We start from the raw sequence: 25,126 nt of genomic DNA, 5'->3' as shown, positions 1-25,126 counted from the left end.
CCGATGCCAATGGCTGTGGTTCAGCGACAGGTAGTACCACTGTTGTAGTGAATGAGAATCCTGTAATCGATGATATTGACAACGACGGCCCTGTATGTGTAGGAGGAACTTTGAATTTGTCAGTCTCTGTATCAGGAGGAAGCACGCCTTACACTTATTCCTGGAGCGGCCCGGACGGATTTGCCAGCTCTGATCAGAATCCGTCTATCACGAATGTTACTTTAGCCAACGCAGGCGATTATGAAGTTGTCGTAACAGATGCCAATGGATGTTCCAGTGCTACAGAAACAACAACAGTTATTGTTAATAGTCTGCCTACTGTAACACTTGACGATGCTTCCACTTGTGACGGACACGACATAACTTTAACAGCTTCATCGTCGGGAGGAAGCGGTAATTATGTTAACTTTGTGTGGTACGACGGAGGCGGAAATGTTATTGCAAGTGGAGCCTCCAGTCAGTTAACACTTACAGGGACTGACGTTGAACTGGCCAATGATGGTGCCACCTACAGTGTTACAGTTGAAGATGATAATGGCTGTATTAGTGCAGCTGACGATATGATACTGACAGTCAATGAAAATCCGATTGTTACTATTAATGCCGGCGATCCGGAAATGGATATTTGCGCTGGTGATGATCTTGAGCTTGATGCCAATGCAACAGGAGGTAATGGTTCATATTCATATCAGTGGGAATTGCCAGACGGGTCAACTATGTCCGGTCAGCAAATTACAATTCCGGCTGTTACCGTCTCTGGTGATGATGGTGTTTATACGGTAACTGTTACTGATGGTGTTACCTGTTCAGGAACAGCACAAGTAGATGTAAATGTCATAGAAATTACTGCTACGCTTTCTGCTTCGGCAACTACCGTTTGCGAAAATAATAAGGAGATTACCTTTACTGCCGCTGGTGGTGATCAATACGAATTCTTCCGGTTCAATAGTGATGCAGGCACATGGCGTCCCGTTCAGGGGCCCGATGCCAATGATGAGTATGTAACTGATCAACTTAATGACGGTGATCAGGTTTATGTTCATGTATTTGGAAGTGGCTGTGAAGATATTTCTGATACTATTGATATTACTGTAAGGGAAAATCCAACCATCAGTTTTAACCCTGGAAATGTAACAGAAGTCTGCGAAGGAGAACAGATTGTTATTATGGTTCAGGCCAGTGGAGGTGATGGAAACTATACATACGAATGGTACCAGGATGGAACTCTTATACCGGGGGTAAGCACCCACCCATATACTATTAATAATGCCTCTCTTTCCGATGCAGGGAATTACGAAGTCATTGCGATTGATGATGACGGAAATGGATGTCCGAGTAACACAATTGATGAAGATGTCATTGTGCACGCATTACCGGAAGTTAATCTGGTTGCTGATCCACCTTCTGCTTTGCAAGGTACCGAAGTTACCTTTACTGCAAACGGAAGTGGAGGTGACAGTTTTGTTTTCTATGTAAATGAAAATGAAGTACAGAATGGGTCCAGTGATACATATACCACTAATACACTTGCTGATGGTGATTCTGTAAGTGTTCAGGTATACAGCACCTTTGGCTGTCGTACCGACGACTATCTGATAATGAGTGTTTATGAAGGGGTTGATTTACCACTTGTAGATGTAATTAATGAGGAATACTGTGAAGGTTCAGGCGGTGCTACGGTTGAAGTAACCAATCCGCAATTGGATATTACTTATGAGATTGTTTTCGAGGATGAAAGTGCTACCTCATATCCTTCAATTATTTATGATGGAAACAATCAGGTAATATGGAATAATGTGGTGGATGATAACCCGCCTGTTGGCACCAACTATTTTGTAAAAGCTTATCGTGCTGCTGTGCCTTCTGAATATCAACTTAGTGACACCATTGAAATAGTTGAACATCCATTACCAACAGTTGATACGATGACTGTTGACGGAACATTAGTGCCTGTCCCGGGTGGGCTTACGGTGAGTGACTGTAATGCCGGAAGTGGTTACATAATAGGTCTTGAAGATCAATGGAGTGCCTATACATACGAATTAATACTGAATGGAAGTCAGGTTCTTGAGACCAAAAATGGTGGAAGTGTACCGTTTACATTTGATAATGCATACAGTTTTGTTGGTACTTATACCATAAGGGCAATCACCGGTTTTGGTTGTAGTGCCATGATGGCAGGTAGCTTTACCATCGAGGGTGATGAACTTCAATTATTTGATTTGCAGGCAGAAAACAATGGTCGTTACTGTGAAGGTGATCCGGATGGTGTAGAGCTTTACCTCGAAGGTTCTGAAAACAACGTTGATTATATTTTACGTCGTGACGGAATTGAAATTGATACAATTACCGGTGATGGTTCTGCTCCTCTCATTTTAGGTATGTATGATGAAGAAGGTGAATATACCGTTGTGGCTTATTCATCCGGAGGTTGTCCATATTTGATGAATAATAGTATTGATGTAGAGGAAGTTCCGTTACCTGGTCCGGGAAATTTATCAGCCTCAAATGGAGGCCATTATTGTGAAGGAGGTCAAGGTGTAAATCTTACTTTGGAAAATCAGGAAGAAGGATTAACCTATTATCTTATTTATGAAAGCAATGATACTGTGGCCGTGCATAATGGAGTGAGTGGCGGTGCTGATGTTAATTTCATAAATGATGCTGACGGAACAGAATGGTTCGCTTCTGAGGGTGAGTATTATGTTATATCAGAAACTAATGATCTGGGATGTGTTTCATCTGTAAGTAACTCAGTAACTGTTGAGACAGACCCATTGCCCGAAAATAGACCGATACTGGGAGAATTAGGATTCTGTCCGGGTGGAGAAACTTATTTGTATATTGAGAATTCCCAAAACGACGTTGAATATCAATTGTTTGATGTTGTGGATGATGTCTCTTATGGAAGTGCTGTAAGTGGCAATGGCTCAACATTAAGTTTTGCTGTTGTTGACAGCTCTTCTTATACTGTTCATGCTATTAATACAATAACCGGGTGTGAAAGAAACTTTGAAGACACTGTTAAAGTTGTAGAGTATGATGCTCCGGATAGTACATTAAATATTGATGTAAATATTGTTTCTGTTTCCGGGGATCCTTGTGGCAGTGAGAAAGCAGTGGTGTCCGTGTTGGAACCGGAAGAAAATGTTACATATTATCTATGGCGCGAAGATAAAAGTGCTTATAGTAGTTTTGTTGAAGTTACACAACCAGGTTTAGATACGATAGCATTTCCTGACTCGATTATGGACAGTGGCGGTAATTACTATATCACCGCTATAGGGAACACCGGATGCGAAGTTCGATTGGAAGATGCGAGTGGTAAACTTGATAATATTAGTACAGCCGGTGCAATGACGGTTTACGGTTTGCAGGCTGATGATAATTTATGTCAGGGTGATGGCGCTACAACAGTCAGCACAACAGGTAGTGAAACAGGGGTGACCTACTCATTACGATTTGTTGCAACAGATGATATTTATGGTACAAGTGTGTCAGGGGATGGAAATCCAATTGATTTTAGCCCCGATGTCTCTTCCAATAGTTACTTCTATCTGGAAGCAAATAATGGTTCAGGTTGCACAATGGTGATGGACAGTATTCGAATAGAATTTAATCCTTTACCAAAGGCTTTTGAAATGACCGGATCAGGTGTTTATTGCGATATGTCTGCTGGGGGTGCACAAGTTGGACTGAATGGATCCGAATTTGGTGTAGATTATTTTCTGCTTGAAGAAAATGCCGGACAAGCTGATGTTGAAGAAGGTAGATATGACGGTGGGCCTATTACTTTTGATGTACTAGTTCCTAATGGTACATATACTGTTTTTGCAAGAAATCAAACGACAGGTTGTACCTCAAGTATGAAAGATACTGTAAGAGTAACTTATCAGGATACACCGCTCCAACCAAATTTTGTTACAAATCCAGTTGTTTCGTGTGGTCAGGAATATACAGGAATAGAAATCGATAATGCGGTATCGGGTGTAGATTATGAATTGGTTGAGATTTCAAATGTTGATTCTGTTATAATTACCAGAACAGCAAATAGCGATGGCAATTTTGTTATTTCACCGGTTGCCAGTGGAAGCTACTATGTAAAAGCATCATGGGGAGGTTCCTGTGCGGTAATTTCAGAACAAATTGACATAGAGACTGGAGAGATTGTATTGCCAGCTCAGGTAGAGGATTACAGCATGAATTATTGTCATGGAGAGCCCATTTCAATAACTGCTTTTATAGACTCAGAGGAGTGGACTTATGAATTGGCAGATGAGAATCAAAGTGTATTAAGTCATATTAACGGGAGCGTTGGGGTTGATAATACAATTAGCTGGACGTTCGACAGTACAGAAATATCTCAAAGATATTATGTTCGTGTTTCTGATGGTACCGGGTTCTGTGGCGAGGAATATAGCAGTGAAATCAGTATCTCTGTTGCTCAAGCTGTTAATCCTCCGGATATTTCTTCCGATACAGTTCTTTATTGCTCCGAAGACCCAAATAGAGGAACTGTTTTTATTGAAAATTCATCGTCTGATTATGCATATTACCTTTATCGTTCAGAAGATACTTCAACATATTTGAGAAGATTATTTGGAGAAGATGGGAATAATATTGCTTTTGAAGCCCTTGATAGTTCTGAGTATGTTATCAATGCTATTGATTTGTCTTCAGGTTGTGAAAGCGAGTTTGATACAGTGATGGTATTTCCTTATTCTTCTCCCGAATATATTGACAGTTATATTAGCGACATTTTACGAGGGATTAATGCTAATGACACACTTTATCTTGGAGACAATGGGTTATCAATTGATGTTGCCAATATGCAAAGTGATTTGAATTATTACCTCATTAATGAAGAGGAAGATACAGTAGAATTTGATAGTAGCATTGGTGGCACCATTGATATTAATAATCCGGGAGAATATCAGTTATTTGTTCAGTACTCTGATGTACCATGTGAGCCTGTTCCATACAATGGCGTCTTGTATGTATTTGAAGATATGTTAGAAGCACATCCTGCATTCATTTATCTTAATGATAATGAAGTTAGTGATACAGTGACTGTCAATGTTACAAAAACTCATATTGATATTGATAACTTGAATTTCTTCTTTTCAGAAACCGGGACAAATTTTTATGAAGCTGATTTTGGTCTAATACAATTTAAGGACCCAACCACAGGTTTTGTTGAGTATACTAAAGCACCTTCATTTTTCGGTGTGGACACCATTATTTATTGTGTAGAGAATCTTTTAGAACCGTCAAGGTGGGATCAGGACACAATATTTGTTTATGTTGGTAATAAAAATATGACAGAGGATAGATCCATCTTTATTCCCAATGCTTTCTCTCCAAATGGTGATGACATAAATGAGTATTTTGTAATATCTTCCAACCAGTCGAAGACTGAAGAAAGCACCTTAGAAGTGTTTAACAGGTGGGGAACGTTAGTCTATCGTTCCCAAGGTAAAGTATATAAGAACGATTGGGATGGCAAAGCAAATATAAGTAACATGGTAACTATTGGCGATGAATTACCCAACGGAGTCTATTTCTACGTTTATACAATAAAGGCTAATGTAGATGGAGAAACGGTTATTAAGAAATTCAACGGTTTCGTCGAACTTCGTCGCTAATCGCAAGCATAATTCTAAACCCGTAACTATGAAGGAAAGGTTATATATAACAGGCATATTGATATTGATGTTGGTTTTCGGGGCCTCTTTAAAGGCCCAGGACCAGTATCAATTCAATCACTATATTGCCAACCAGGGGTTATTAAATCCTGCATATAATGGTACAAGGGATATTATAAGCGGACTGTTGATACACCGGAGCCAATGGCTTGGAATGGAAGGAGCACCAATGAACCAGGCTTTAAATGTTCACAGTCCCATCGAAGAAACCAACCTGGGAGTCGGTCTGGTTCTTGTTAATGATCATATTGGCTTTAGTAATACTTTTGATGCATTTGCAGCCGCTTCATACAAATTGCAAATCGACCGTAACGATCGTTTTCTTTCATTTGGTTTGCAGGCCGGGGTTAGTTCATTGGTATGGGACGGAACCAAAGCCGAAGTTAATGATCCGGGTGATCCCGTCTTCGACAGTAAAGAATCAAAGATGATTTTTAATGTTGGATTTGGAGCTTATTTTTATTCAGACACCTATTTTGCAGGATTCTCTGTGCCAAAAATATTTAGCAACCAGTTTGATGAAGACCCCAATGTTAATGACTTTAAAAATACACTGGATCTGAAGAATATGCATTCCTATCTTTACGGGGGTTATGTTTTTGAGCTTGAGGATGTGATAATTAAGCCAACCATGCTTGTGAAGTATGTTTATGGTGCACCCTTACAATTAGATATTACCGGAAACGTTATGTTTATGGACAGACTTTGGTTAGGACTGTCTTACCGGACCATTTCCGATGTTGTTTTCCTGGGCGAATATATTATCAATGATCAGTTTACTGTAAGGTATTCTTTTGATTATCCGATAAGTGAATTGAACCAGTTCAACAATTACGGAACACATGAAATTAGTCTGCAATTTGATTTTTCGTTTAACAGCAGACCAGGAATGCGTTCTATACGATATTTTTGATGTGTTCTTCCATTTCGAAATTTTTGCAATATGAAGCTAAAAAAGATATTTTCACTTATAATGCTCTTCATCCTCTCTTTATCAATGGTACTGGGACAGAGCCGAACCATAAGGAGAGGAGATAAGTTTTTTGAAAATGAGGAATACTTTAAGGCCCTTCAGTATTATAATGACGCAAAAAACCAGGGAGAGGAGTTATCTGTCGATGTTCAGAGACGAATAGCACATTGCTATTATTATTTGAACGAAATTGATCGGGCATATAATGCTTTTGATGATCTGAAAGGGAAACTAAAGCCCGAAGACCTTGTCAATTATGCACTATCTGCTCATAAAAACGGTTTTTATCAGGAAGCCATTGATTTGTACCGGAAAACACGACAATATAACGTGGGAAATCAGGCTCAGATCAAGAAATTAATGGAATCCTGTGTTTGGGCCCTTGAGCATAACGAGTTCAATCCAAATTTCTATGTTAACCCCTCTGATTTTTTGACCTTCGGGCAATCCTTTGGTATTCAGTATTACAAAGACGGAGTTGTTTATTCTTCATCGTCCGAAGATGAAGGTGGTAGCGGGAATGTCGACAGGTATGGAAAGGAATTCCTGAATCTTTATTATTCTGAACTGGGGGAAAGCGGTGAGATATTGAGTAAACGCCTTTTCGACGAAAATATGGTCTTTGATTATCATGTGGGGGCCATTTCTTTTACTTCCGACCAGAAAACCATGTATTATACGAGGTCGGTAAGAATCCCCGGCGGAGAAAGTCGGATAAAGATATATTCTGTCGAGTTTGACGGAGAGCATTGGGTCAACGAAAGGGTGCTACCAATTAACAGTAATGACTACGACTGTGCCTATCCTGCAGTAACGCCTGATGACCGCTACCTGGTATTTGCCTCAAATATGAAGGGAGGATACGGTGGAACCGACCTTTATGTGGCAGAACGTTATGACGACGGCCGGTTTGGCCAACCGAGAAATCTTGGATCGCAAATCAACACATTTGGTGATGAACGGTTCCCGTTTGTGAGCAAAAATTATGTACTATATTACAGCAGCGACGGGTTGAAAGGATTTGGCGGATTGGATATTTTCAAAGCAGAAAAAACAGGAGAAGCTTCATGGGGTAATCCGATGAATATGATGCGACCTTTTAATTCCAATAAGGATGATTTCGGGTATGTGATAGATCCAAACGATCCCAACCGGGGATTTTTGTCTTCTAACAGGATTAGTAGCGGTGAAGATGTAATTTTTTATGTTGAGCCCAGAAATCCAGAAGATGAAGAGGAAGAGTCGGAAGAAATGTTACCTATGGGTGGTATTTTGTATGATGAGGATGTAAGTGTTGAAGAGGAAATGCCTATGGGAGGTCTCGAGGTACTGCCTGATGCCGAACCTGAACCCGAACCTGAGCCGGAGCCGGATTTGTCGGCATTTCCGGATGCCTTGTCCACTCGTGTAACGAGTACATTTAACGGGACTCCTGTTGAAAAGGCCTCTATTCTTCTCAAAGACAATTCCACAAATGAAACTGTGGTAGAGGGAAGTACTGATAAAAACGGAAGAGTGCATTTGATTTTACCGGATGAATACAGGAAAAAGGATCAGTCGTTTGAAATATCCGTTACCAGGGGGGATGAATATAAAAAGATGAATATGATTGTTGATATCATGGAACTGGAAGACATTGCCAGAAACGGCATCGCCCTTACACCTGTTTTTGATGATGTTGTCCTTGATGATATCGGAACAATGATTATTCCTTATCGTGGAGAAAGTATTACCGATGAAGGAAGGGAGGTACTCAATAAACTGGCAGCATATTTGCAAAATAATCCGAATGTTGTTGTTAAGCTGAACTCCCATACTGATGCCAGAGGTGATAAATACAACAATTTGCTGGTTTCACAAAAGGTTGCTGAGAAGGCTGAAAACTATCTGATGGAAAGAGGAATTGATGACGAAAATGTAATTCCGCGTGGATATGGAGAGAGATATTTGGTAAATAAATGTCATCGCGGGAAGGTGTGCGACGAAAGTGAACATCTCGAAAACCGGAGAATTGAAGTAGTTGTATGGAGAATGCTGAAATAAACAAAACAAGAATAGAAAATTTAGATCGTAAACAATGATAAAAATATTCAAATATTCTTTTTTGGGAGCGGTTTTGTTATTGCATTCATTTTGGGGTGATGCATTGGCGGATAAACTCGCCCATCTGCGTTCTGCCAAAAAAATTGTTGCAGTTCATGAAATTTCTTCTCCCTACTTTGCAATTCAGATTCTTGCTTTGAAAAGACCGCCGCAAAATCCTTCTTTTTTTAAAAACATTGATAAAGCGAACGAATATGTTTGTGCCGATGGTTATGTACGTTATACTGTTGGAGGGTTTGATTCAAAAGAGGAGGCCAGACAAAATATCCCCATGGTAAAATCAATGGGATATACTGAATGTTTTGTGGTTGATGTTCGCGACTATAACCTGAAAAGAGGTACTTCGACAAAGGTCTCGTCCGAATATAAAGTAGATGAAAACACGGATTATACTGTACAGATTGCTGCATTCCGATATCCTGTTTATACTTCTGAATTTGAAGAATTTGATGATGTAATGGAGTTTTATCCGGATGATAGAATTTACAGATATACCGTAGGCCGCTATTCAGGTGAAGAAGCAGAGAGGGCATTGGAACGAATAAAGTCGATGGGATATCCGCAGGCACATTTGGTTCCCTTAGAGAAATACAAACCTTACCGAATTGAGTAGTATTTTTTGTATTTTTGTATGAACAGCAAGCCGGCCTGTCGCCCAAATAAGGGAGGAAAGTCCGGACAACACAGAGCGCCGCGCTTCCTAACAGGAAGATGGCCGTGAGGCCATGCAGGTGTAACAGAAAAGAACCGCCTTCGGGTAAGGGTGAAAAGGTGGGGTAAGAGCCCACCGGTTTCGGTGGTGACACCGGAAGCCGTACACCCCGCGGGTTGCAAGACCATGTATATCCCGGTTCCTTTCAGGTACGGGGTTGCTCGCTCCGGTTCCTTTTTTTGGAAGCCGGGAAGGGTAGGTCGCTAAAGAAAGCAGGTGACTGCTTTCGCAGATCAATGACAGGCACCCTGGTAACAGGGTACAGAATCCGGCTTACAGGTTTGCTGTTTTATTTTTATTTCATGAAGGATCTTTTTAACAAAATACGAATATTCCTGTTAGAAGACATTTGGAGAATTAGCAGGGATGAAACAAGTAAACGGCAATTTTGGTTAATCCGTTTTCTTCGCATTTTTTCACTTGCTGTTCGCCGGTTTGTAATCGACCAATGTCAGATAAAGGCATCGGCACTCACTTTTTTTTCTCTTCTCTCTGTTGTTCCTGTTGTTGCCATGGCTTTCGGAATTGCTAAGGGATTTGGCTTTAGGGAAACGTTGGAACAGGAACTTCAAAAACGTCTTGTCGGACACGAAGAAGTAGTTAAATGGGTGCAGGAGTTTGCACTCGACTATCTGGACAACACCAAAGGGGGAATGATCGCCGGTATTGGTTTTGGTATTTTACTGTTTCTGGTAATGCGGCTGATGAACAGCATTGAAGAATCATTTAATGATATCTGGGACGTTAAAAAATCCCGTTCTCTTCTTAGAAAATTTAGTGATTACGTTTCTTTGGTACTGGTTGGTATTCTTTTATTGGTTACTTCCGGCAGTATTGTTGTTTTTATTTCCAATCAGATGCGCGATTTGGGGGTAGTTAGTTATGCCAGCGGTTTTTTGGTTTGGGTTGCTCCATATCTCCTGGTCTGGCTTGTTTTTTCCTTGTTTTTCATGATCATGCCCAACACCAGGGTTAAACCGCTTTCTGCTGTTTTCGGAGGAGTGATTGCAGGGACACTTTTTTTGGCGGTACAATACGGATACATCTATTTTCAGGTTGGTGTTTCACGGTATAATGCTATTTATGGCAGTTTTGCAGCCTTACCGCTTTTCCTGATCTGGATGCAAACAAGTTGGAATATTGTGCTTTTTGGTGCCGAGCTGGCTTTTGCCCATCAAAATGAAAGAAGTTTTGAGTTCGAAGTTGATACACGTAATATGAGCGTATATGCTCAAAAACTGGTGAGCATCTTAATTGTAAGAGAGGTTGTCAAAGCTTTTGATCGAAAAGAAAAGCCGCTTTCAGTATCTCATCTGGCCGAAAAATTGAAACTGCCCATCAGACTGGTTACCGATCTTGTTTATAAACTTTTTGATGCCGGTGTTTTGGCAGAACTCGAAAACGACAGTAAGGACGATACTGTGATTATGCCAGCATATGATATTAATAAAATGACCATTTCCGATATTCTACATCAAATTGAACATACGGGTTATTCTGAAACCATTCTTGAGAGAACCAATGCTGCCGAACTGATTCGAACAAAATTTGACAGTTTTGACCGGGTTGTCTATGAATCGCAGGAAAACATTCTACTGAAAGATATTTAAAAGTAACAGACAGGCAGAAGTTTAACAGGCAGAAGGCATATGTGATAAATCTTGTGCAGAAAAGAATTTTTCAGATTGTTCCGAAGATTTGCCTGATAAGCAAACATCTAACTGCGTATGATAAATGATCGGTATAGAGCTTTTTATAGTTTGAGTTAGATGAAGGCTTTGTACAACAATGCCGTAAAATGGGATTAGAAGCAAGCTTCAGCATGGTGAAAACTTATTAAATTTCAATTCAGAGATAGAAAATATTTACGGAAATGCTTATATTGGTTTCACAAAAGATTGATACTATTTTGGTGTTAACCAATGTTATTTTGCGTAATTATGAGAAAGATGAATAAACTTTTCTTAGGTGGTTTTCTGGCCTTCAGTATATTTCTGATTTCTTGTTCAACAGTTCCGATAACCGGACGAAAGCAGATGAATCTTTTGCCTGAATCGGAAATAATGGCAATGAGTTTAAGTCAATACAACGAATTTTTAAGTCAGAACAAATTATCGGAAGATAAGAAAAATGTTGAAATGGTTCGCCGGGTAGGGAACAGGATTGCCTCTGCGGTAGAACAATATTTCAGAGAGCACGGGATGAGTGACCGTTTGAAGAATTTTGAATGGGAATTCAACCTGGTAGAAGATGATACTCCTAATGCCTGGTGTATGCCCGGGGGTAGAGTGGTTGTTTATACCGGTATTTTGCCAATAACCGAGGACGAAACGGGGCTTGCTGTAGTAATGGGACACGAAATTGCTCATGCTGTCGCCCGACACGGCAACGAAAGAATGAGCCAGCAATTGACTGTTCAGGGATTTGGAACTGCTCTGGCCATTGCCATTGATGAAAAACCCGAGCAAACGAAAAATATATTTATGGCTGCTTATGGCCTTGGTAGTCAATTGGCTTATGTATTACCTTATTCACGCACTCATGAAACAGAGGCCGACCAAATGGGGCTGATTTTCATGGCAATGGCCGGTTACAATCCACAAGAAGCAGTCGACTTCTGGCAGCGTATGTCCGAGCTCGGGGGACAAAAACCACCTGAATTTTTGAGTACGCACCCGGCCGACGAAACAAGGGTAAACAATTTAAAAGAGTTTATGCCCGAGGCGATGAAATATTATAATCCGAATGGAGATTGAGGACAGTTCTGCGCAGCATGGACAGCTTTGTGAGCAGACTTTTCAGATGATCGAGATGTAGCATATTAGCACCATCACTTTTAGCATTGGCAGGATCGAAATGAGTCTCCAGAAAGATACCGTCGCAACCTACCGAAATCCCTGCTTTTGCTATGGTCTCAATTAGTTCCGGTTTGCCACCGGTTACGCCTGTTGCCTGATTGGGTTGCTGCAATGAGTGTGTGATGTCAAGTACTACCGGTACATTCATCTTTTGCATGACGGGAATACCGCGGTAATCTACAATCAGATCCTGATAACCAAAAGTAGTCCCCCTTTCTGTTACCATTACCTGATCGTTACCGCTGTCGCGCACTTTATTAATGGCAAATATCATTGCTTCGGGTGCCAGAAACTGGCCTTTCTTAATATTGACAACTTTTCCTGTTTTTGCTGCCGCCACCAGAATATCAGTTTGGCGACACAGGAAAGCCGGAATTTGCAATATATCAACGTACTCGGCTGCCATTGCTGCTTCGGAGGCAGAATGAATGTCGGTTATGGTTGGGATATCAAATGTTTCGGATACTTTTCTGAGAATTTTAAGCGCTTTTTCATCACCTATTCCCGTAAACGAATCAATGCGCGAACGATTGGCTTTACGATACGAGCCTTTAAATACATAAGGAATTTTCAGATCATTGGTTACCTCTGCCGCTTTTTCTGCAATTCTTAGAGCCATCTCTTCTCCCTCAATGGCACATGGTCCGGCCAGAAGAAAAAACTGATTGCTCCCGGCGTTTTTAATTTTTCGGAATGCTGTTGATATTCATTCGTATAAAATTTATTTAAGTCATTGGCCGAATGTTACTCACATGATTAAAGTTTATACATATTCATTAGTCACAACCCTTGTCATGCTCGTTTCATTTGCATAAAATTAGTCTAAGTTATTGGTCTGATGAAACTCGTGTGATGGGGATTTATACATGTTCTCTTGTGAAAATCCTTGCCATGCTCGTTTCATTAGTATAAAATTTATTTTTCAAGGCCTAATGAAACTCCTTTCCTGTCTGTCCCTATTTATTGGGGATTTCCCGGGACTGGTTTCATCTTACATTTCATCTTCAAAATTTTAATTGATCTTTGTCCTTTAAAAATCTGTGTACGCTCGGCTCTGCCGCTTTGCTTGCAAAGAATCTGTGTTATCTGTGGTGCAACCTTTACCTCAATCTCAATGCGGGTTTCGTGTTTCGAGTTTCGTGTTTTGAGTTTCTAACTTCTGCCTTCTATCTCTGTGTTCTCTGTGGTGAATTCTCAGCCTCAACCTCAGCCTCAACCTCAGCCTCAACCTCAGCCTCAACCTCAGCCTCAGCCTCAACCTCAACCTCAACCTCAACCTTAACCTTAACCTCAATCTCAACCTCAATCAGGGTTTCGTGTTTCGTGTTTAATAAATTGATAAATTGATAATTTGAAATATATAAATTGGTCATTGATCATTGATAATTGATAATTGATAATTGATCATTTATTTTCTTCCTTTCCAAAGTTTATTCATCCGTTCTGCAATTTTTGCTTCCTGCTGGTTATTCTGAGGAAAGAATAGTTTCGTGTTTTTAATTTGTTCAGGTAAATAATCCTGAATTACAAAATTATCTTTAAAGTCATGGGCATATTTGTATTCTTTTCCATAGTTGAGTTGCTTCATCAATTTAGTCGGAGCATTTCGCAGATGCAAAGGTACAGGAAGATTTCCGGTTTTTTGTACAATTTCCTGAGCATTGTTGATGGCTTTATAGGCAGAGTTGCTTTTAGGACTTGTAGCAAGATAAATGGTTACCTCACTCAAAATGATTCGTGACTCGGGCCATCCTACCATGTTAATGGCTTCAAATGCATTAGTGGCCAGTAATAATGCATTCGGGTTTGCCAGTCCGATATCTTCAGAGGCCGAAATGATTAATCGCCGGGCTATAAACTTTGGGTCTTCACCACCTTCAACCATTCTGGCCAGCCAGTAAACAGCCGCATCTGGATCACTGCCGCGGATGGATTTTATAAATGCTGAAATGATGTCGTAATGAATTTCTCCGTTTTTGTCGTACTGAGCCGGGTTTTCCTGAAGGTGTCTGGTTACGTTCTCATTGGTTATCTCAATGGTTTCTTCGTCGGTGAATGAATTACTGATAAGCTCAATGATGTTAAGGAATTTTCTTGCATCTCCTCCTGCAAATCTGAAAAGAGCATCATCTTCTTTCAATTCTATTTTCCTGTTTTTTAATACCGGGTCTTCTGTGCATATACGACCGAACAGTACCATCAAGTCTTCCTTTTCGAGGGGTTTCAGTACATAAACCTGACAACGAGAAAGAAGGGGAGAAATAACTTCGAACGAAGGGTTCTCCGTAGTGGCACCGATCAGCGTAACAGTGCCTTCTTCTACAGCGCCTAACAGGCTGTCTTGTTGTGATTTGCTGAACCGGTGTATCTCGTCAATAAATAGGATGGGAGATGCCGAGTTAAAAAATCTTGACTTTTTGGCTTTTTCAATCGCTTCACGCACATCTTTTACTCCTGAGCTCACGGCGGAGAGAACAAAGAAAGGTCGTTCAAGCTGATTAGCAATTATCCTGGCAAGGGTTGTTTTTCCAACCCCTGGAGGTCCCCATAAAATAATAGAAGAAACCCTCCCTGATGTAACCATCTGATACAATATTGATCCCTTACCAACCAGATGTTTCTGGCCAATGTATTGATCAAGTGTTCGTGGTCGCATTCGTTCTGCCAGAGGGGGATATCCATTCATACAAAGGGAGTCTTTTTATTATTTGCTGACAAAGTTAAGAAAATATTTAGCCCTGAATTTCTTATAAACAAAATGTTTGGAAAATTGAAAAAAGTGCCGTAAATTCCAAATAATGTGACAAAAACCAATATTTGTTTTAATGTTTTTTAAGCCTGCTGAGGAACATATTAAATGATGATAAAAAACAGGTAAAATCATAGCAATTCTGCTAATTTTGCGAAAAAAATAAAATACATTTCAAATTATGGATATTCTAAACAAAATAAAAGTACGTGCTGCTGAAAACAAGAAAAGAATAGTTCTTCCCGAAGGAACAGAAGAAAGAACTTTAAGAGCTGCCGATGAAGTTCTTGAGGAAGGTTTTGCCGATATTATTCTTATCGGCAACCCTAATGACATTGAAAAGGAAAGCCGTCGCCTGGTTCTGAAGAATATTACCAGGGCTAAAATTGTTGATCCTTCTGATCATCCCAAAAAACGTGAATACATTGATTTGCTTGTTGAGTTAAGAAAGAAGAAAGGAATGACACATGAGGAAGCATCGAAGCTTGTGGAGAATCCCCTTTATCTTTCGGTTCTGATGATCAGGAATGGTGACGCCGATGGTGAAGTTGCCGGTGCTGATAATGCTACAGGCGATGTGTTGCGTCCTGCTTTTCAGATTGTTAAAACTCAACCGGGCATTAGCGTTGTTTCGGGGGCATTTATAATGATTCTCAAAGATAAAGAATTCGGGGAAGATGGCATTATTATTTTTGCTGATGGTGCCGTTCATCCGGATCCAACAACTGATGAACTCGCTGAAATTGCAGTTTCTACGGGGCAAACCGCCAGAAATCTTCTTGGCTTTGAACCCCGGATCGCCATGTTGAGCTTTTCCACAAAGGGAAGTGCCAAACATGAAATGGTTGATAAAGTAGTGAAGGCTACCGAACTGGCCAAACAAAAAGATCCCTCTCTTAAAATTGACGGAGAGTTGCAGGTAGATGCTGCAGTGATTCCTGAAATTGGACACAAAAAGGCCCCGGACAGTGAAATTGCCGGAAAAGCCAATGTCTTTATTTTTCCCTCGCTTGAATCGGGTAACATTGCTTACAAACTTGTTCAGAGGCTTGCTCATGCAGAAGCCATCGGGCCGGTTTTGCAGGGTATGGCAGCACCTATTAATGATTTGTCAAGAGGTTGTTCGGTTAGCGATATTGTGAGTTTGGTTGCAATTACTGCTAATCAGGCAATAGGTAAATAATTATATTGTTCCCGGCCGGAGATTTCCCGGCCTTTTTATTTGCTATTACAGCATATTTCGTTAACCCCTTACAAGCATTTGATGATAAGATGTTTATGACAATAATTTTTTTGTAACCAAAATGCATGTTATCAGGCCTGTAAGATTTATTTTATATCTAATAATGAGTGCGGTATAAAAAGCATATTTTTGTCAAAATCAAGGCGTTTTAAATTTTTGTACCGGAGTTAACCTGTTGTTAATAAGGATGCAAAAATTTAAAACAACACAGAGTTTGGCAACAAAGATGCTTTTTAGACCTCACTCAATAATCAATAGATCGTTATATTATTAGATTTAAGATATAAGATGATTCGTATCTCGTTGAAAATATGCATTTTATTAAAATAAACTCCTTTGATATAACCAGTTGAATATAAGGTATTTAAAAAAGCTTGACGGACTATTGAATAATCTGATAATCTGATAATCTGATAATCTAATAATCTAATAATCTATTATATAGTCTTATTCCGAAAAACAAAAAAGAAGAATGTAGAGATGGCAGAAATTGTTGTTGAACCTATTGAAAGATATGCTTTAAGTGCCAGGCGGCGTGTCAAAACCCTGTTTTCTAAAATTGGTGTTGTAGGCTGCGGGAAGGAAGGTCAGAATATAGTTCGTATTGCAGCATGGCATGGTATTGAAGTGGTTTTTATTGAATTGAGCGAAGAAAAAATTCAGAATTCACTGGACAGCATCAGCAAGGAACTTGACAGCCGAATAGAGAGCTGGGGATTGACTTCAGGAGAAAAACGCGCCATTATGGGCCGTATTAAGGGTTCTCTTGATTTTCAGGATCTTGCCGGTTCCGACTTTGTGATTGAAGCCATCCGGGCTGATGAGAAAACCGGTCTTCGCAGCATCGATGTTCGGAAAGATGTTTTTCACAAAATAGAGCAGGTGGTTGACCGCGATGCCATTATTGCAACCAATTCAACCACAATCATAATTACCGAACTGGCCAGCGAACTGGAACATCCCGATCGCTGTGTTAGTCTTCATTTCTTTGTTACTTCTCCCGAGGCTCGTATTATCGAGGTGGTGAAGGGACTTTATACTACCGACGAGGTATATAAAAAGGTTTGCACCTTTGTAAAACTTATCAACAGGGAAGTTATTCCGGTGGAAGAATCGGCCGGACTGATTAGTATCCGTCTGTTTGTAACTCTACTGAACGAGGCTTGTGAAGCATTGATGGAAGGTGTGGCTACCGCTGATAATATCGATAAAACAATGATAATAGGTATGGGGATGCGATATGGCCCGTTCAGAATGGCTGATATCATTGGGCTTAATAAGGTGGAAAAATGGATGGAGAATCTTTACGAAGAGTTCGGAGGACCAAAGTATAAGGCTTCACCTTTAATTAAGCGGCTTGTCAGAGCCAAGCGTCTTGGAGTGCAAACGGGACACGGGTTTTTTAAATATGATGCCAACGGAAATAAAATTGAAGAGTAAAGATATTAGAAATGAAGGTATTAGTTCTTAATTGCGGAAGTTCATCAATTAAATATCAGTTGTTTAACATGGTCGATTCCACCTGGGATGTTATGGCAAAAGGAGGGGTTGAAAAAGTAGGACTTAAGGGGTCTTTTCTTAAACACGAAAAATCTTCGGGAGAGAAAGTGCTGCTTGAGGGTGAAATTCTTGACCATCAGACAGGAATCGATTACATTCTTGGTGTCTTAATAAGTGAAAGACACGGCTGTATTAATGATCTGAATGAAATTGATGCAGTAGGCCACAGGGTTGTTCATGGTGGAGAAATGTTTAACTCCAGTGTTTTTATTACAGACGATGTAATAAAAAAGATGGAAGAGTGTATCGAGCTTGCTCCTTTGCACAATCCTCCGAATCTTAAAGGTATTAATGCCATATCATCTCTTCTTCCCGATGTTCCGCAGGTTGGGGTTTTTGATACGGCTTTTCATCAAACTATGCCCAAATATGCTTATATGTATGCAATTCCTCAGGCCCTTTATAAGAAGTATGGTATCCGGCGGTATGGATTTCACGGTACCAGTCATCGCTATGTCAGCCAGCGTGCCTGTGAATTGCTTGACAGAGATTTCAGTACTCAGAAAATAATTTCCTGCCATCTTGGAAACGGAGCTTCTGTTGCAGCTATAAAAAAAGGAGAATCTGTAGATACTTCCATGGGATTTACGCCAATTGAGGGACTGATGATGGGGACCCGCTGCGGCGATCTTGATGTAGGTGCTGTAACCTTCATCATGGACAAAGAAAATATAGGTACCCGTTCTGCTTCTACTTTGTTTAACAAGCATAGCGGCATGCTTGGTGTTACTGGTATATCGTCAGATATGAGAGAAATTGAAGATTCTGCCGGGAAGGGTGACGAAAATGCCAGGTTGGGAATGGAAATGTACGGATATCGTATTAAAAAATATATAGGTGCCTACGCTGCTGCTATGGGAGGTGTTGATATTCTTGTGTTTACGGGTGGAATCGGCGAAAATGGAGACATAGTCAGAAGTAAAGCCTGCGAAGGATTGTCGTTTTTGGGTGTCAAGGTTAATGAGTCAAAAAACAAAGGGCTCCGTGGCAAGGAAATGGACATCAGCAGTTCAGGAAGTCAGGTCAGAGTCATGGTTGTACCTACCAATGAAGAGTTGGTGATTGCCCAGGATACCAAAAATATTGTTGAGGGACTTGCTAACAGATAGGTGGACAGGTTGATAGGTCAATAGGTCAATAGGTTAATGGGTTAATGGGTTAATGGGTTAATGGGTTAACAGGTTGATAGCTCATCAGCTCATCAGCTCATCAGCTCAGGGTGAGAGAAGAAGTATGTTCTATTCACATTAAGGATTGAGTATGTATAAACATCTGTCGGATTTACAAAATCAGATTGATCCTTCAAAGCCGGCAAAGAAACTTGCTCTGGCTGTTTCGCAGGATAATTTTTCATTGAATGCCCTTTTCAAAGCCTATAAAGCTGGCTTTATTTCTCCTGTTTTGATTGGCGACAGGGAGGAGACATACCACATTATTGAAGAGAAGGGATATGACTTTGGTAATTCCACTTTTATCGAGGAATCTGATCCTGAAAAGTGTGTAGAAATTGCCGTTCGAATGGTACATGACGGAGAAGCAGATGTGCTGATGAAAGGTAAAGTCCCTACACCGGTGCTTTTGCGGGGTGTTCTTAACAAAGATTGGGGACTTCGTACCGGAAGATTATTATCCCATCTGGCTTTTTTTGAGGTGGCCACCTACCATAAGCTTATTGCAGTTACCGATGTTGCCATGAATATAGCACCCACACTACGCGATAAGATATGCATCGTGGAGAATTCGGTGCAATATCTGAATACTCTTGGCATTAAAAGACCGAAAGTGGCTGTTCTGGGTGCAATAGAAATGGTGAATGAAAGTATGCAGGCTACTACCGATGCTGCTTTGTTGAGTAAAATGAATCAGCGCGACCAGATAAAAAATTGTATCATCGACGGCCCTCTCGCTTTCGATAATGCCGTTAGTTTTGAGAGCGCGCATCATAAAAACATAAAAAGCGAAGTGGCTGGTGATACAGACCTCCTTTTAATGCCCGATATTGAGGTTGGCAATGTTTTATACAAAAGCCTGGTCTTTTTTGCCAATGCTAAAGTTGCATCTGTTATTTTAGGTGCTTCTGCACCTATAGTTCTGACATCAAGAAGTGATACGGAGGAGAGTAAATTTTACAGTATCCTGCTTGCTGCTTTGGCTTGATATCTCTTGCTGAGTAGCCTCGATGATTTTCAGGCAATCCGCCAATTTTCTACATCTGTTTTTAATCAGGCTATATAAGCCATTAAATCAATTGGTAAACATCATTATGGAAAAATTTAAAATTCTTGTTATTAATCCGGGGTCTACATCTACAAAGATTGCTGTTTACGAAAACATCAAGTCAATATTGCTAAAAACATTACGGCATCCGCCCGAAGAGCTGGCAAAGTATGACGATATTCCCAGTCAGTATGAGTTTCGCAAAGAGGCTGTTCTTAACGAATTGAATCATGCAGGTATTGAGGTAGAAAGTATAAATGCAGTGGTGGGGCGTGGCGGATTGCTTCGCCCTATTCCCTCTGGTGTATATGAGGTGAATGAAAAGATGAAAAACGACCTGAAAAGTCGTAGCGGAAAACAGCAACATGCCAGTAATCTTGGTGGATTAATTGCCGACGACATTGCCGGAAGTCTTCCAAAAGCAAGAGCTTTTATTGCCGACCCTGTGGTTGTTGACGAGCTGCATGACGTTGCACGGATCACCGGACTTCCGGAGTTACCGCGACAATCCATATTTCATGCACTTAATCAGAAAGCGGTTGCAAGGAACTATGCACGTTCGGTAGAAAAGAAGTACGAAGAACTGAATCTGATCGTTGCTCACCTGGGTGGTGGAATATCAATTGGCGCTCATTTTAAAGGTCGTGTTATTGATGTAAATAATGCACTTGACGGATACGGGCCGTTTTCGCCTGAAAGAGCCGGCACATTGCCATCAGGAGGTCTTGTTGACATGTGCTTCAGTGGAAAGTACAGCCACGATGAAATGCGAAAAAAAGTGACCGGTAAAGGCGGATTGATGGCTCATCTGGGAACCAATCAGGCTCATGAAGCTGAAGAAAGAGCCCTGAACGGAGATAAAAAGGCCGAATTACTGCTCCATGCTATGTCGTATCAGGTGGCCAAAAATATCGGAGCATGTGTTTCTGTATTGCAGGGTGAAGTAGATGCAGTTTTAATTACCGGTGGTATGGCACAGAACAATACTGTGGTGGGCTATATCCGTAAGTATATCGACTGGATAGGCAATATAAAAATTTATCCCGGTGAAGATGAGATGTCTGCACTGGCCATGAATGCGCTTGAGGTTCTGAAGGGGGAAATGGAATGCAAAGAGTATTGACAACAACTCTCCCATAATGAAAACCTTGCGTCATTGCGTCTCAACGTTTAGGCTTTTTTTAACTGACTATTGTAAAATACTCCGTTAAATTTTTGCAATACGCTGTAAGCCAATTGTTAGCATATAGAAGGGTTTGTTTGTTAAAATGCAGTATATCAAGGTTGTAAAAATCATCCTACATTATGTGTCTGACAAAATACACAAACCTCTAAAAACATGTTATTTATGCTAATTTGTTAGTTTTTTGAATATGTCAGTATTTGAAAAAAATTACTATTGACTATTGACTAAAAACTATTGACTAAAAACTACTGACTAAATTACTTATATCTAAAAATTTAACAATCTATTGTTATAGACACGCACTAAATAAATTCTGCAAGAGTTTCTGAAACTTTTGTTTTTTACCTGTTTCAGTAAACTTTTTTTGGTTTTGACACGTTTCAAACAAAAAAACAGGGGATGTTACGCATTTTTGTTTTTACCGTATTTTTTATTCTTACATCGTTAATTTCCGGACAAATCAGTCATGGCGGAAGACCGTTGATGATGGATGCCGGCAAGACGCTAAAAGGAGTCGATAGCTATGCATATAGTGACCGGAAGTCTGTAGTCAGCTTTCAACCGCCTTCGAAGGAGTATGTTCAAAATGAACTGATGAATAACAGGAAAGGTCGTCCCTTACGTTTTGCTTATCCGAATTTTGTGGAGCTGACGCCTGATAATTCAGGGATAACGACTGTTTTGGAAGACGGCCGCCTCTATTGGCAATTAAGGATAAAATCGTCCGGTGCTTATTCTCTCAATGTTGTTTTTGACAGGTTTCAACTACAGCCAGGCGATTCTTTATTTATTTACAATCCTTCCGGTAGTTATGTTTTAGGGGCGCTGACTACAGAGAATAACAAAAAATGGGGTGGATTGGCCACCGCACCAATTCCGGGCGATGAAATAATCATCGAATGGATGGGAAATAAGATAGGGAAGGATGCTGCAAAATTGAAAATCGGTGCAGTAAACCATGATTTTCTTAATGTTTTTAATGTGTTTTCATCGAAGGTAGGAGATTTTGGTGACAGTGGTCCTTGTCATACCGACCTTACCTGTTTTGATAATGATGCCTATTTACAGAACGGGAGGTCTGTTTGCCAGGTAATTGTCAATGGCACGGAATATTGCAGTGGTACTTTACTCAATAATACGAATAATGACGGTACTCCTTATGTTTTGACTGCCGGTCACTGTCTTGGCTCAAATATTTCTCCGGAATCGGTGGTTTTCATCTTTAATTATGAAGTTCCCCAATGTCAGACATTTGTCGAGGGAAGTAAAATACAAAGCATTTCCGGTTCCGACTTGCGTGCCTTTGCCGATCAGCTGGATTTTGCCCTGCTCGAAATTTCGGAATATCCCCCTGACTATTTTCGAACGTACTATTCAGGTTGGGATTTAACTTCTTCACCTTCGGGAGTGGTGCATTCGGTTCATCATCCCTACGGGGATGTGAAAAAAGTAGCTGTTTCATCAGAAGCTCCGATAGAGGCATCATATACAGCGACATCGCGATTTGGAAATACTTTCCTGGATGATTCTCACTGGAAAGTGGCCGAATGGGCTGATGGAACTACCGAACCCGGTTCATCGGGAGCAGGTTTATTTCTCAATAACGGTGCATTTATCGGGTCTCTTTCGGGTGGAGCTGCTACGTGCAGTAATCCGGTGAACGATTATTTTATTCGTTTAAATAAGATATGGGATCATTTACCCGAAGATACGGCACGTGTTGATGTCTGGCTTAACCCTTCCGGTGAAGGATTGACCAGCCTTTCCGGCTATGATCCGGCAGGAACCGACATGATGAGGGTGTCTCATTTTCCTGATAACGGAACGCCCGAAGTTCAGGAAATTACAGGGGAAGACGGGTTATGGACAGGGCCAAACAGTCTAAATATTACAGATGTGGCCGAAAAATTTGGTGAATTTATATCGGGTGAGATTTACGGTGTTTTTTTGGTGCCAGGGAAAAATTATGTGGCAGGCGACGGAGAAGTTGATATAAAAATCTGGTCGGGATTGGACAAACCGGAATTGCTTTTAGGGGGCAAAAATAATGTGGAAATAGATGGTGGAGCCGACAAGGAGTTATTGGTGCTGTTTGATCAGCCGGTTTTCTTTTTCGGGGCCTTTCTTTGTCGGTTATTCCAATGATTACAATGCGCCGGTTGATACATTTTGCTGTTTATCAGGCGGCTCTTGGAGAAACCAACAATTCTTTATATCTGAAATCTCCGGATTCGGGATGGCAACCCTATCCGGATTTGAGTGGGGACCTTGCTTCGATGGTATGGATCGATGCACTTGTCGGTAATGCGGTTTTTACCGACTCCAGCGATGTGTTGGTGCCCGAAAACATTACCATTGCTCCTAATCCTGCCACCGGTTATACCTATATTTATTGCCCTGAAGACGGGACAGGAGAAATCTCTGTTTTTGATCTGAACGGAAAATTGGTACTGACCCAAAACGCAGTCATTTACCGAAATCGTTATCAGTTTATTTTTTCAAAGCGTTTGAGGCCTGGAGTTTATTTGCTACAGCTCAGTATCAACGGAAAAGCTTCTGTTTCTAAATTGATTGTTCGATAATCAGATATATTGTTCAATCCGGTCAGTATATTTTAAGGTTGTCGATGCAAAACATCTCAGGCGTTATCATATCACCATTGCCGTTGGTTTTGCTGCTCGAAACTGAGAATTGGATTTTGTTGACAGGACCAAGTTCGCTAAGATCTATTGTTGTCCATTCCTCGACAATATAATCTCTTTTGTTGTTATCGAAACGATAGTCGGCGAGAAAGAAATCTATCGACGAAGTTATTTCTCCCTCTGCATTGATCCCGGTAATGATTAATTTAAACCAGTCGGGCTTTTCACTTCCCTGTCCCCCCATTCGTTCAAACTCATCGGTACCGAAATCCATCATATAGTGACCAAGTGTTGTATTATTTACATCGATTGATTTCAGTTGATGATCCCGGTCATCATTAAAATAAACGGTTGGAGCAGGCGGCTCCGATTTATTTGGTACACGCACCAGTGCGAAATAATCTTTTTTATCCTGGGTATCGTAAACACTAAAGGGTTCAATATTTTCTATCACTGTAGATTTACTACCCATATTGCTGTAGCCAAAACCTTCCCAGATAGTGTCATTGGTGTACTGGTTGGGGAAAAACAGTTCTTTATGAGTGAAACCTTCTTTGGAGTCAGACCCGACCCAGAAAGTATCCACCTCAGTTGAGAGAGCCAGGCTATTAAAATCTGCCAGAATAATTACATCCACGGGTATTACCATCGAATCACTGCCATAGGGGGTTGTAACTTTGAAAAAATATTCAATGCTACCAAGGTTGTTAGCGGTATCAAGTAAGAACTGTCCGGTGTGATCCAGTGCGATATTGTTTTTCCTCCATTCATAGCTGGCGTCAAAGTTGTAAGTAATCCTGGGTTGTAAGGATATGGTATCTCCAAGATTTACTTCTATTTCCTGCCCGCTGTTGGCCAAAAATATTTCGGGGGGAGGAATGGTCTTCTCCTCTTCTGTGCATGCAAAAAACAGCCACGAGAAGGATAATAATGAAAGGAGAATGAAACGAGTCCCGGGTAATCGGGATGAGTTCCATCCGACTTTAAAAATAAATTTTATACGAATGAAACGAGCATGGAACTTTGATTCCTCAAATTGGCCACAACTTGTCCGTGCCTTCCCTTGTTTCCTCCTGCTTTTCACGATTTCTCCGGGATTCTTTGGGGATGCTTCGTGTCTTCTTCGGACAACAGGTATGTTTGATGAAATTGATAGTTTCATAAAACCAATGACTATA

At 40.6% G+C, this 25,126-nt stretch carries 17 protein-coding genes and 1 other RNA gene; 14 read left to right on the top strand and 4 right to left on the bottom strand.

Features of this window, described 5'->3' with window-relative positions:
- From OQ5_RS0103535 to OQ5_RS0103500, 7 genes are all read left to right on the top strand, one after another.
- Positions 1–5,645 (top strand): immunoglobulin domain-containing protein (locus OQ5_RS0103535; protein WP_016776177.1); only part of this gene is annotated, 5,645 nt, incomplete at its 5' end.
- Positions 5,646–5,673: 28 nt separating this feature from the next.
- Positions 5,674–6,618, top strand: a complete 945-nt coding sequence (locus tag OQ5_RS0103530; RefSeq protein ID WP_016776176.1) for a PorP/SprF family type IX secretion system membrane protein — start codon at positions 5,674–5,676, stop codon at positions 6,616–6,618.
- A 30-nt stretch (positions 6,619–6,648) separates the two neighbouring features.
- Complete coding sequence (locus OQ5_RS0103525; protein WP_176694053.1) at positions 6,649–8,721, top strand: OmpA family protein; 2,073 nt, start codon at positions 6,649–6,651, stop codon at positions 8,719–8,721.
- A 34-nt stretch (positions 8,722–8,755) separates the two neighbouring features.
- Entirely contained in the window at positions 8,756–9,394 is a 639-nt protein-coding gene (locus tag OQ5_RS0103520; protein WP_016776174.1) for an SPOR domain-containing protein, read from the top strand.
- Between the two features lie 22 nt (positions 9,395–9,416).
- Positions 9,417–9,785, top strand: an RNA gene (gene rnpB / locus OQ5_RS21885) — RNase P RNA component class A.
- A gap of 10 nt (positions 9,786–9,795) precedes the next feature.
- Positions 9,796–11,103 carry a YihY/virulence factor BrkB family protein gene (locus OQ5_RS0103515; RefSeq protein WP_082179475.1) on the top strand — a complete coding sequence of 436 codons (1,308 nt, stop codon included), beginning with the start codon at positions 9,796–9,798 and terminating at the stop codon, positions 11,101–11,103.
- A 339-nt stretch (positions 11,104–11,442) separates the two neighbouring features.
- Positions 11,443–12,249 (top strand): M48 family metallopeptidase, encoded by an 807-nt coding sequence (locus tag OQ5_RS0103500; RefSeq protein ID WP_016776171.1) that lies wholly within the window; start codon positions 11,443–11,445, stop codon positions 12,247–12,249.
- Here OQ5_RS0103500 and kdsA read toward each other — a convergent pair.
- The 3 genes from kdsA to OQ5_RS0103485 form a co-directional block, all read right to left on the bottom strand.
- Positions 12,206–12,985, bottom strand: coding sequence for a 3-deoxy-8-phosphooctulonate synthase (kdsA, locus tag OQ5_RS20155; protein WP_255297366.1), 780 nt, complete (start codon positions 12,983–12,985; stop codon positions 12,206–12,208). The genes OQ5_RS0103500 and kdsA overlap by 44 nt on opposite strands.
- Before the next feature lie 532 nt (positions 12,986–13,517).
- Positions 13,518–13,724: a hypothetical protein gene (locus OQ5_RS23370; protein WP_016776169.1), complete on the bottom strand. Its 207-nt coding sequence runs from the start codon at positions 13,722–13,724 to the stop codon at positions 13,518–13,520.
- Between the two features lie 35 nt (positions 13,725–13,759).
- Positions 13,760–15,037 carry a replication-associated recombination protein A gene (locus OQ5_RS0103485; RefSeq protein ID WP_016776168.1) on the bottom strand — a complete coding sequence of 426 codons (1,278 nt, stop codon included), beginning with the start codon at positions 15,035–15,037 and terminating at the stop codon, positions 13,760–13,762.
- A 244-nt stretch (positions 15,038–15,281) separates the two neighbouring features.
- On the opposite strand from OQ5_RS0103485, the gene pta reads away from it, so the two are divergent.
- From pta to OQ5_RS24190, 7 genes are all read left to right on the top strand, one after another.
- Positions 15,282–16,283, top strand: a complete 1,002-nt coding sequence (pta, locus tag OQ5_RS0103480) for a phosphate acetyltransferase (protein ID WP_016776167.1) — start codon at positions 15,282–15,284, stop codon at positions 16,281–16,283.
- Between the two features lie 540 nt (positions 16,284–16,823).
- Positions 16,824–17,783: a 3-hydroxyacyl-CoA dehydrogenase family protein gene (locus OQ5_RS0103475; protein WP_016776166.1), complete on the top strand. Its 960-nt coding sequence runs from the start codon at positions 16,824–16,826 to the stop codon at positions 17,781–17,783.
- A gap of 11 nt (positions 17,784–17,794) precedes the next feature.
- Positions 17,795–19,012, top strand: coding sequence for an acetate/propionate family kinase (locus OQ5_RS0103470; protein ID WP_016776165.1), 1,218 nt, complete (start codon positions 17,795–17,797; stop codon positions 19,010–19,012).
- A 151-nt stretch (positions 19,013–19,163) separates the two neighbouring features.
- The gene (locus OQ5_RS0103465; protein ID WP_016776164.1) at positions 19,164–20,060 is read left to right on the top strand and encodes a bifunctional enoyl-CoA hydratase/phosphate acetyltransferase; all 897 of its coding nucleotides are present in this window, start codon (positions 19,164–19,166) and stop codon (positions 20,058–20,060) included.
- 106 nt (positions 20,061–20,166) lie between these two features.
- A complete protein-coding gene (buk, locus tag OQ5_RS0103460) occupies positions 20,167–21,243 on the top strand; it encodes a butyrate kinase (RefSeq protein ID WP_016776163.1) in 1,077 nt (358 codons plus the stop codon).
- Positions 21,244–21,705: 462 nt separating this feature from the next.
- The gene (locus OQ5_RS20145) at positions 21,706–23,451 is read left to right on the top strand and encodes a trypsin-like serine peptidase (RefSeq protein WP_016776162.1); all 1,746 of its coding nucleotides are present in this window, start codon (positions 21,706–21,708) and stop codon (positions 23,449–23,451) included.
- Positions 23,452–23,465: 14 nt separating this feature from the next.
- Positions 23,466–23,888: a T9SS type A sorting domain-containing protein gene (locus OQ5_RS24190; protein ID WP_255297365.1), complete on the top strand. Its 423-nt coding sequence runs from the start codon at positions 23,466–23,468 to the stop codon at positions 23,886–23,888.
- Positions 23,889–23,910: 22 nt separating this feature from the next.
- On the opposite strand, the gene OQ5_RS0103450 is transcribed toward OQ5_RS24190, so the two are convergent.
- On the bottom strand, positions 23,911–25,110 hold the full coding sequence (locus tag OQ5_RS0103450) for a DUF4465 domain-containing protein (protein WP_016776160.1): 1,200 nt from the start codon (positions 25,108–25,110) through the stop codon (positions 23,911–23,913).
- Positions 25,111–25,126: the final 16 nt, after the last annotated feature.

The organism is Anaerophaga thermohalophila str. Valhall, from assembly GCF_000250735.1.
GTDB lineage: Bacteria > Bacteroidota > Bacteroidia > Bacteroidales > Marinilabiliaceae > Anaerophaga > Anaerophaga thermohalophila_A.
This window is presented reverse-complemented; position numbering and strand designations above follow the sequence as displayed.